The sequence below is a fragment of the New Jersey aster yellows phytoplasma genome (genome assembly GCF_002554195.1).
Classification (GTDB): domain Bacteria; phylum Bacillota_I; class Bacilli_A; order Acholeplasmatales; family Acholeplasmataceae; genus Phytoplasma.
Window position 1 is genome coordinate 1 of the sequence record NZ_MAPF01000016.1, and the last position, 10,450, is coordinate 10,450.

Below are 10,450 nucleotides of genomic sequence, written 5' to 3' on the forward strand. Positions count from 1 at the left end.
TTTGTTTTTTAAAATAAGCTGAATTATTGCTTTTGTAAAAAAATTATAAGCCAATTTTAAAAATTATAAATAATTCAAAAAAACTTTTTTACCCCCAAACCCAATTTTTTTCAATTATTTATGATTTTGAAAATTATTAAAAATATTTATCAATAAAAAATGCAATATTTGACAAAACCAAAGAAAACTGAAAAAATATTTTTTTTAAATGATTTAAAATTATTATCAAATTGACCCAAACCATTAATAATCCACCTATTTTTTCTTTTTTCCTTCTGGCTAATATTTTTTAATATTCAAAATTTGATTTTGACTCTTATAAAATATTTTTTAACCTAATAAATAACATTTTTGCTACAATAAAATACGAACAAGTTTTCAAAAAAATTTTTCGCGCATTTGTTTCAAGTTTTTTATTGAATTTAATTGCAATGCAATTGCTATTTTATTTTTATTTTGGGCATTTTGCAAATTTATTTATTGATAAATTAAATAAATGCGAAATTATCGCATCCAAATTTGGCTTTTTAAAAAAAATCTAAATTGACCAAACGAAAAAATATTTACTAAATAATTCAACAATTCCAATAATTACCAAACCTCAAACCTGAATATATTTTTCAATGCTCGATTCTGGATTTGCGATCCCAATTCAATCCCAATTTTTATTTTTTAATTTTCAAAACATTTCAAGAAATTATTTTCATCTTTAATTATGAATAATTTTCAAATTACAAACTGGAGGTTCCAAGTGAATGACATTAAATTTTTTGCTTTAGGAGGGCTGGGCGAAAGTGGAAAAAATTTTTACGTATTGCAAATTAACGACTCTTATTTTTTACTTGATGCTGGACTAAAATATCCTAATACTAATCTTTATGGAATCGATTCTATGATTGCTGATTATTACAAATTACAGGATATCAAAGATAAGATTAAAGGTGTTTTTTTATCATCGGCTTTTGAAACCAATTTGGGTGCCTTACCTTATTTGATGAAAGATTTTGATATCCCTGTTTATGCTTCTTATTTTACGATGCAAGTCCTAAAAGCGCATTTTCAAAGTCATAAAATTAATTATCGCAATTTCAATCTACAAATCGTGAAAAGTGACGAAAGACTTATTTTTGATGATGTGGCAGTGGCCTTTTTTGCTACATCGCAGTTGATTCCTGAAACATTGGGGATGGTTTTTCAAACTAAAAGAGGTAGCATCATTTATTCTGGCGACCTGAAATTATTGCATTCTAAAAATAAATTTTTTCAAACTAATTTTACAAGATTAGCTCAATTAGCACAACCCAAAGTGCTTACCTTTTTGCCTTCTTGTCGTGGGGCTTTTATCACATCTTCTCATAATAACGATGCATCGAGTTTTGAGCACAAATTGAATAACTATTTTAGCAATCACTTGCTGAAATCTGAAGGCATTATTGTTATTCCTTCTTTGATGCCTGATTTGTTAAAAATTCAATCTGTAGTGAATTTGGCATGTAGACTTAATTTTAAAATAACTTTTTTAGGTAGAAAAAGTGAAAAAATTATTGATGTTGCTTTGAAAAAAGGTTTTTTAAAAGTGCCTTCTTTCAATTTAGTGGAATTAAAAACACTAGAAGACTCCAAAAAACATCCAAAATTAGTTGTCTTTGTGCTAGGTAAGCATTTTGAGCCTTTGTTTCATTTGCAAAAAATGTGTCAAAAAACAGATAATTTAATTCATTTAACGACCCAAGATTTAGTGTTGTTGATGTCCAAAGAAATGTCAGGAATTGCCAAAATGCAATCTCAAACCCTAGATCTTTTGTCGCGTCACAACATTCCAGCCCGTGTTTTGGTCAAAGATTTAGACGCTTGTTCCGATGATTATGAAAAAACCCTTAAATTGATGCTTAATTTTTTAAAACCTCAATACATTATTCCTGTTATGGGTGAATATCGTCATCAATATCAAGTGCAAAAAATTGCTCAAAGTTTAGGATTCAAACTCAACCAAATTTTCTTGTTAGAAAATGGCAGCATTTGGCATTGCGACTCACAAAAAGATGCCTTTGCTGAATCTAATACTGGAGTTCTTACAGAAATTTTAATTGATGGCACTCCCGTTATTGATGGGCAAGATTTTATTATGAAAGACCGTGAACTTTTAGCAGCGGATGGAGTTGTAATTGTTGTTGCCAATGTTAATGCTAAACACAAAAAAATAGTAGGAGCACCACAATTAGTAAGTAAAGGTTTTTTGGCAGATTCTGAAACTAGTCATATTTTTCCTAAGTTAAAAGCTATTTTTGATGAAAAAAGTGAAATTTTTTTGAAAAAAAAGTATCTTAAATGGAATGATTTCAAAAAAAATATTAGAGAATCATTAGTTAAATTTTTATTCAAAGAAACTAAAAAAAGACCTATTGTTATTCCTATTTTTATCAGTGTTAAAAGTGAATAAAAAGAATAATAAATAAAAATAAATACGATAAGAAATAATAAGAAATTTGTCAAAAATAAAATAATAATTCAATATAAAAAAGTTAATTTTATTTTTGTTCCGTTTTCCTTTAACCCCAATTCAACCCTAATTACAAACAACTAACACCTACTTTTAATTCTAATTTATTTTGATATTTTAATTATATTTTTCCCCCCAAACACTTTTCATTACCAAAAACCTTTATATGGCAAATAATTGGCATCCCTAAAGCAAATTAAAGGAGAATGATGTGAAAATAAAAGTTGCAACCACTTCTACTAGCTGTCTTGATTATTGCTCGCATTCTTGTGATATTGATATTCTTAGAATCAAAATTTTGATCGATTATCAAGAATATATTGATGGTAAAACCATGAAATACGATCAATTTTATCAAATGTTTAAAAAAACCCCTGATTTTATGCCTAAAACTTCACAAGTATCAGTGGGTGAAATGGTAGTTTATTTTGAAAAATTATCTTTACAAGGTTATCAAAAAGTTTTTGTAACTACGCTGTCTTCTGCTTTAAGTGGCACTTATAATGCTATTATTCAAGCAGGGAAAATGGTATCAGATAAAATTGATGTACACTGTTATGATACTAAAACTGTCTGTTTTTGTGAAGGTTTTTTTGCCCTAGAAGCTTATCGTTTATTTGCAGAAGGCAAATCCATAGAACAAGTTGTCAAGCATTTAGATTTTATTAAAGAAAATAATACCATTTTTTTTATGACCAAAAAACTCACACAATTAATCAAAAATGGACGTTTAGTAGGAGTAAAAAGTTTTTTTGGTCGTCTTTTGAGAATAAATCCCATTTTACAAGTTCAAAAAGATGGTAAAATTGCTTTAATTAAAAAGACTTTAAGTTCCCATAAAGCAATTTTAGCCATAATTTCTAAAATCAAAGAATACACCCAAAATCATGATTACCAAATCCATTTAATTTTTACAGGGAACCCTGAATTAAAAAATGAGTTTCAACAAGTTTTAGAAACCCAATTAGGCTTAAAAAATTTATTACAAATCCCTTTAACTCCTGTTATTGGATGTCATGTAGGAGATAGCGCTATTGGAGTAGGAATTATTAGAAAACCTAAATTTCAAAAATAATACGCTTGCCATTATTATAGTTTTTACAAAATTAAAAAATAGTATAAATATTAATTCTTGCTCCTTAATTCTTGCAAAATTTATTTTTTGAGTTCCTGCGCGACTGCATTTCCAAACCAAAATATCGTAATAATACATATTTTCCAAATATTTTTCATAAAAAATTTTATTATTTGACTTTTTGGCTAAATGTTGGTATAATAATTATTGGTTAAAATTAAAAAAACTTTTGAATAACTTATTTTATTTTGATGCACTTTAAGAGATTATTTTTATTTATACTTTATGATTTATTCCAAGGTATAAATAAAAAATATTAGGCCCGTTGGAGAAACGGTTAACTCACATGCCTTTCACGCATGCATTCACGGGTTCAAATCCCGTACGGGTCACCAATTTGATAAAAAAGCACCCATAGCTCAATTGGATAGAGCATCTGACTACGGATCAGAAGGCTAGGGGTTCAAATCCTCTTGGGTGTGCCAATAAAAAATCATAAATTTCAATTAACGGGAAGTGGCTTAGCTTGGTATAGCGCCTGGTTTGGGACCAGGAGGTCGCGGGTTCAAATCCTGCCTTCCCGACCATTCCTTAATTAACTATTTAAATATCTAGGCGGGCGTCGTATAATGGCCATTACCTTAGCCTTCCAAGCTAAAGACGTGGGTTCGATTCCCATCGCCCGCTCCATTTATTATTCCCCATAATAATAAATATAAAACAAAACTATAAACTAAAAAGTTAAACCGCTTATCTCATCAATAAACGGTTTAACTTTTATTATATATTAACACAACAAAAAAACTGCAACAATTTATTGCAGATTTTTTAAACTATTAAATTATTTTTTTAGTTTTAAAAAAATCATACATGCGGTCTTCATCTATATGAGGGCTTACAAAATTAGCAATTTTTTTTAAATCTTTTATTTTGGTATTTCCCATAGTGATTGCCACATCAGCTAATTTAAGCATTTCAAAGTCATTGGGACCGTCTCCCATACAAATCAATTGATGATTAGGATAAAGAGCCTTAATTTGTTTAATGCCGTATGATTTGTCTATTTTTTGGTACATTATATCAACAAAGCCACTGTCCCAAAAGTAAGCTTTTAATTGGGGCATATCTTTTAAAAAATGTTTTATCTTTTCTTTATCATTTTCTTTATCGTTTTCTTTATAATTTAATAATACCATTTGATAAACTTTTTGTTGCTTAAAAAAAGCATCATTTAGAACTAGTTTTTGTTCCCCTTTAAAATTGCTAATATTTTTGAGTTTTTGGTCTTTTTGTAAATCTATGGCAAAAATTTCGTCTAAGGTAAAAAGAGTTAAAGCGACTCCATTTGTAGCGGCTGCTTTTTCTACTTGCATAATATCTTTTTGGTCAAAGTAAACCCCATTAAGTACTTTTTCTTCTTGTTTTTTTTGTGCTTGCATTGTAAGAGCGCCGTTACACAAAACTAAATATTTAAATAAAGGTCTTAATTCTTTTAAAACTCCTAATCTAGCATAACTTCTGCCTGTAGCGATTCCTAAAACTACATTAGGATCTTTCGAAAGTTCTTTGATTAACGCTTTTGTCTGAGGCAAAATAGCTTTATTTTTATTACTTCTTAAAGTGCCGTCAATATCAAAAAAAATTAGTTTTTTCATAAACTTTATTACCTATTTTCTTTATGAATATAATTTATAATGTCTTTTTTGCTAAAAATATCAATTTTATGCAATAATTAATTACAATTATTGCTTATATTATACTATAATATAGGTAGTAATAATCGTTAAAATAGGAAACCTTAGCAGTTTTTTTATTGATTTTAATAAGATTTAAAGGAGAATAATTTTTATGAATAATTTAGACCCAAAGATTAATAGCTATAATTCCGATGTTTCTTTCTTTGCTTTGGGAGGGCTTGGCGAAGTTGGCAAAAACATGTATGTTTTTGAAATTCACAAGCAAATTTTTATTGTAGATTCAGGGATTTTGTTTTCAGATGATTTTTTGTTAGGAGTCAATTACGTCATTCCTGATTATGATTATTTATTGAAAAACGAATCTCGCATTGTAGGGCTTTTTGTTACTCACGGACATGAAGATCATATTGGAGGCATTCCTTATTTGCTTAAAAAAGTGCGTATTCCTAAAATTTTTGTCTCAGGGATTGCATATTATTTGTTGGAACACAAATTAGCAGAGCATAAAGAAATTGGTACCCTACCCAAAATAGAAAAATACAGCCATGATACCAAATACGAATTTAGACATCAAGTAAACGTTTCTTTCATCAGGCTTAACCACTCTATTCCTGACACTTTTGGTATCGTTTTTAACACCAAATACGGTAATATTTTTTATACTGGGGATTTTAAAATTGATTATACTCCTGTAGGTCCAGAAGCGGAATACGACAAATTAATCAAGATTAAACAAGAAGGTGTTTTATGCCTCCTTTCTGATTCTACTAATGCCGAGCAATCTGGGTTGGTCCAATCTGAAAGTACTATTGGGGATTCCATTAATGAACTCTTTGTAAATATTGCAGACCGCATCATTATTGTTACTTTTGCATCTAATTTTTACCGCATAAAACAAATTGTAGAAGCTGCTATTCAGACTAAAAGAAAAGTTGCAGTGTTTGGTCGCAGTATGGAAAAAGCTTTGGAAATTGGTAAAAAACATGGCTATCTTAACATTCCTGAAGGCGCCCTTGTCACAAACAATAACATTCACAAATATCGTGATATTATCTTACTTTGCACCGGGTCACAAGGAGAGCCCTTAGCAGCTTTAAGCAGAATGGCCAATAACACTCACAGACAAATTAAGTTAAGCCCCAAAGATACTATCATTTTTTCTTCTTCTCCCATTCCTGGAAACCAAGAAAACATTAATAAAATTTTTGATTTGCTTTTCAAAAAAAATGTCAACATCATAACTCACGGACCTTTAATTAAAACTCACGTATCAGGACACGGCAACCAAAATGACCTGAAATTAATGCTTTCGCTTACCAAACCTAAATATTTTATTCCAGTTCACGGCGAACATCGCATGCTAATTGCACACAAAAATTTAGCCCTAGAATGTGGCATTCCAGAAAGTAATATTTTCATCTTAGAAAATGGACAAATGGTAAACTTAGCTCCCGAAAAAGCCGCCATTACCCAAAAAATGAACGTGGGTAACATCTTTATCGATGCTTCTGGGATAGACGATGTGGGCAATTCTATCCTAAAAGAACGCCGTAGTCTGAGTGAAAAAGGCTTATTTTCTGTTGTTATGAGCATTGATTTAAAAAGAAAAAAAGTCCTTAATTTACCAACAATTGTTTCTCGTGGCTTTATTTATATGAAAGATAATCAAGAAATGATTAAACAAATTTCTTATGATATTAAAAATAGCATTGAAACAGCTATTAAACAAGATGAAGTGCAAAAAGAGACTTTAAACAAAATTATCGTTGATTATCTTGCCTCTAAAATATACGGAATTACTTTGAGGAATCCAATTATTATTCCTATTATTTTAACAGTTTAAGTAGTTTTAGCAAATTTTGAATTATTTAGCTTATTTCCATTATTTTAAAAACTATTTGAGATTTTTTACAATGATATCTTTCTTTTTGATATTAAAATTTTTTATTGAATCACAATAAATAACTTTTTACCCTTTTTCCTTTTCTCTTCTTTTTCTTGCCTTGATTTGTCTTAGGATTATAAATATTCTTTAAAATTAAACCATTTTTTAACTAAAAATATAATATTTTAATATATTAATATCTCATTTTTGCATACCAAAATTCTGTGCTATTCCCTTTTTTAGATAAATTTTGTCTCTAAAATTTTTATTTAAGGATAAAAAATTAAGTAGATAATTTCATATCTTTTCAAACTACAAAAATAATTATAATTTCATTTTCTTAACGTAATTTTAACTTTTTTGTTTGATTTTTGAAATAAAAAAGGATGTTGACTTTGTAAGATGGTTTTCGTTTGGCCGAATAAACTGTTCCTTGATTGGAATGAATGATACAAGGTTCTTTTTAATAGAGGTAATTTTTGGATGGTGTTTAAAACTAATTCGTTTTTTTTTTTTTGATGTTTGGAAGTGTGGAAAGCGATAATTTGGTTGTTGAAAGAATCAATGATGCAAAAAAAATATAAAAATACTTGGGGATTTTTGAAATAAGTGATGTCGGTAAATATTTTTTGGAGGGGTTTATTTGATTAATCCTGAAATCCCTTCTTGATACAAAACCTCTTTAGTTAAAAAATTTAGGGTAATATTTAAATTGATAAACTATTTTTTTACTAAAGATAAATGAAGTTCGATTAATTTATTACGAATTTCTAAATTCTTTTATTTTTTAAAAAATCTTTAAATAATTTTTTATCTTAACATTTAATTCCTCTCTAAAAACATTTTTAGAAAAGATATGAAAGTTTTTTTTTAATCTTTGAAACAAAAAAAGACTCACACTTTTGGAACACCTCAAATTCTCTTATCATTTGCAAATTTTTTTTATTTATAAACTCAAGTTTCAAAACAATTTTTGCTCCTTTTAATTTATAAATTTTCTATTTATAAAAAATTTAATTAAAAAAATAAACCAAGAATAATTTTCAATTAAAAATTAGAATGTTTTTCAAATATTCTAATTTTTTTTATATAAATTGCAATTATTAGCTTGTTATTTTATTTTTTTAGTTTATTGTGATATATAATAAAAGAAGTGATTATAAATTTTGTCTTTTTTGGAAAACCTAAGACAACAAAAAATGCCCAAATGCAAGAAATATTAAGGATGTGTTGAGTGATGTCAAATTATAGTTTAAAATTGAAAAACAATCAATTATTAACAATTAAAAAATTCTACCGCAAACAATTAAAATTATCAGCTAATAAAACGGTTGCTTTTGTTGTAGACAAATCTTTCGCTAAAATAACAGTTTATAATAATGGAACTTTGTTGGTGCAAGGGAAAAATGCCCTTTTTATGGTTTCTTTTATTAAAAAAATGTTGAAAATGAAAACAGTGAGCGATAATAGCGAAATAAAAGAAGTTAGTTATTCGTTAGTCAAAAAAGCCCCAACGTTAAAAACTAAAAGCAATTTGGGGACAAATTTATTTTTGCAACTTAACAATAAAAAAACTTATTATCTGCCATCCATCGGTTCTGATGAAGTAGGTACAGGAGACGTTTTTGGTCCTGTTGTTGTTTGTTGTGTTTATTTGACTGCTAAAAATATTGCTTTTTTACAAAACCTAGGAATTATTGCCGAATCCAAAAAAATCTCAGATGAAAAAATAATAAATATAGCTCCTTTAATTATGAAAGAAGTTATTTATTCTTCTAAAATAATGATGCCTTTGGAATACAATCAAATAATCAAACAATGTAATCTGAATAAAATCAAGGCTTTAATGCATAACGAAGCAATTAAGCAAACTGTTTTTAAAGCCCCTCCAAATGTTCCTGTTATTTTAGATCAATTTTGTTTTCCTAAAAATTATTTTAATTATTTGCAAGACCAAAAAGACCAAAATGAGGTTTATACAAACATTATTTTTGAAACCAAGGCTGATAGTTCTTATTTTAGTGTTGCTGTGGCTTCTGTTATTGCTAGATATCTTTTTTTAACGCAAATAGCAAAACTTTCTAAGCAAATTAATTTTAAATTGCAATTAGGAGCAGGCAAATTGTTAGATTTGCAAATTGATTTGATAGTAAAACAACACGGATTAGAGATTTTGCCTCAAATTGCTAAGTGTAATTTTAAAAATATTTTACGCAAAATGGAATAAATTTATAATATTGGCGCTTGCTTCCAATTTTATTTATCAAAAAAAACAAATTTAAAGGAGTTTTTATGTCAACTATTTTTACTAAAATTATCAAAAAACAAATACCTGGTTATCTACTTTATGAAGATAATTTAGTGGTTGCTTTTTTAGATATTACCCAAGCGACCAAAGGACACACTTTGGTGGTGCCTAAACAAGAATATCGCGATATTTTAATGGTGCCTGAAGTTGTTTTTGCCCATTTGTTTAAAGTAGTACATCAAATAAGCAAAGTATTAATTGATGTTTTTCAAGCTCAGGGAATCAATTTATTAAATAATAACGGCAAAGTAGCAGGTCAAACTGTTTTTCATTATCACGTGCATTTAATTCCTCGTTTTGATGAAAAAGAAATTAATGTAGTTTTTAAAAATAATGCTTCTTTGATGCTTCCTCAAGATTATGAAAAAGTTCAAAAAGCTATTTTAGTGCATTTGAATAAATAAAAAAATATATTGTTAAGGAAGCATAAAATAAATATATTACTGTCTTTCTTTTTTTAATAATAAAACCTTTACAAAATATTTTTTATAGAACTTTTTTAATTTATATCAAAAATGAAAAAAACTTAAAAGAGGTGTTTTATGCAAATAAAACAATCAGAAAAAATATTTATATGGGTTTTTATGGGTCTTTTTACTTTGGCTTTATTTTTAGTTTATTTCATTAATGCAAACAAATATAAGAATAGAAAAAAATATTTTTATACTTCGGATGGTTTTTTTGTTAATGGTATAAAAAGGCTTTTGGAAAGTTGAAAAATATGGGCATTTTGGGTTTAAAGTGATATTTTATGATGGTACTTATGAAGATTTAATTTCAAACAACAAAGAAATTATTTATATTTCAGATAATAAAAATTCTCTTTATACTGGTGGGCTTTATTTGCAATTTGAAAAGATTTTAATTACCCTCATTTTTATATTTTATAATTGGAAAAAAATAATTTTATGATAAAAAAATATAGATTAAAATTGCGGTTTGTACATATTTTTTTATTTGCTAATAATTGTTTTTTGGAATATTC

General features: G+C 27.6%; 6 protein-coding genes, 4 tRNA genes and 1 pseudogene. 9 read left to right on the forward strand and 2 right to left on the reverse strand.

The window, feature by feature from the left end:
- Window positions 1–751: 751 nt before the first annotated feature.
- The 6 genes from BBA70_RS00535 to BBA70_RS00560 all read left to right on the forward strand — a co-directional run bounded on the left by BBA70_RS00535 (window position 752) and on the right by BBA70_RS00560 (window position 4,265).
- The gene (locus tag BBA70_RS00535) at window positions 752–2,440 is read left to right on the forward strand and encodes a ribonuclease J (RefSeq protein WP_238374413.1); all 1,689 of its coding nucleotides are present in this window, start codon (window positions 752–754) and stop codon (window positions 2,438–2,440) included.
- Between the two features lie 271 nt (window positions 2,441–2,711).
- The gene (locus tag BBA70_RS00540) at window positions 2,712–3,575 is read left to right on the forward strand and encodes a DegV family protein (protein ID WP_011412383.1); all 864 of its coding nucleotides are present in this window, start codon (window positions 2,712–2,714) and stop codon (window positions 3,573–3,575) included.
- 319 nt (window positions 3,576–3,894) lie between these two features.
- Window positions 3,895–3,970, forward strand: a tRNA-Glu gene (locus BBA70_RS00545).
- A gap of 13 nt (window positions 3,971–3,983) precedes the next feature.
- Window positions 3,984–4,060: transfer RNA gene (locus tag BBA70_RS00550), tRNA-Arg, on the forward strand.
- 25 nt (window positions 4,061–4,085) lie between these two features.
- Window positions 4,086–4,162, forward strand: a tRNA-Pro gene (locus BBA70_RS00555).
- Window positions 4,163–4,190: 28 nt separating this feature from the next.
- Window positions 4,191–4,265 (forward strand) — tRNA-Gly (locus tag BBA70_RS00560).
- A 146-nt stretch (window positions 4,266–4,411) separates the two neighbouring features.
- On the opposite strand, the gene BBA70_RS00565 is transcribed toward BBA70_RS00560, so the two are convergent.
- Window positions 4,412–5,230 carry an HAD-IIB family hydrolase gene (locus BBA70_RS00565; protein WP_011412384.1) on the reverse strand — a complete coding sequence of 273 codons (819 nt, stop codon included), beginning with the start codon at window positions 5,228–5,230 and terminating at the stop codon, window positions 4,412–4,414.
- 193 nt (window positions 5,231–5,423) lie between these two features.
- Between BBA70_RS00565 and BBA70_RS00570 the strand changes: the two genes are divergently transcribed.
- Window positions 5,424–7,115: a ribonuclease J gene (locus BBA70_RS00570; protein ID WP_011412385.1), complete on the forward strand. Its 1,692-nt coding sequence runs from the start codon at window positions 5,424–5,426 to the stop codon at window positions 7,113–7,115.
- Between the two features lie 463 nt (window positions 7,116–7,578).
- Here the strand turns inward: BBA70_RS00570 and BBA70_RS00575 are convergent.
- Window positions 7,579–7,804: pseudogene (locus BBA70_RS00575) on the reverse strand (DDE-type integrase/transposase/recombinase); the annotation flags it as partial.
- A gap of 590 nt (window positions 7,805–8,394) precedes the next feature.
- On the opposite strand from BBA70_RS00575, the gene rnhC reads away from it, so the two are divergent.
- On the forward strand, window positions 8,395–9,384 hold the full coding sequence (gene rnhC, locus BBA70_RS00580; RefSeq protein WP_252861443.1) for a ribonuclease HIII: 990 nt from the start codon (window positions 8,395–8,397) through the stop codon (window positions 9,382–9,384).
- Between the two features lie 65 nt (window positions 9,385–9,449).
- The gene (locus BBA70_RS00585) at window positions 9,450–9,869 is read left to right on the forward strand and encodes an HIT family protein (protein WP_041639793.1); all 420 of its coding nucleotides are present in this window, start codon (window positions 9,450–9,452) and stop codon (window positions 9,867–9,869) included.
- The last annotated feature ends 581 nt before the right edge of the window (window positions 9,870–10,450 follow it).

Excerpts from the sequence above, each read along its gene's own strand:
- BBA70_RS00565 (WP_011412384.1), bottom strand. The coding sequence starts at position 5,230 with ATGAAAAAACTAATTTTTTTTGATATTGACGGCACTTTAAGAAGTAAT.
- BBA70_RS00570 (WP_011412385.1), top strand. The coding sequence starts at position 5,424 with ATGAATAATTTAGACCCAAAGATTAATAGCTATAATTCCGATGTTTCT.
- rnhC (WP_252861443.1), top strand. The coding sequence starts at position 8,395 with ATGTCAAATTATAGTTTAAAATTGAAAAACAATCAATTATTAACAATT.
- BBA70_RS00585 (WP_041639793.1), top strand. The coding sequence starts at position 9,450 with ATGTCAACTATTTTTACTAAAATTATCAAAAAACAAATACCTGGTTAT.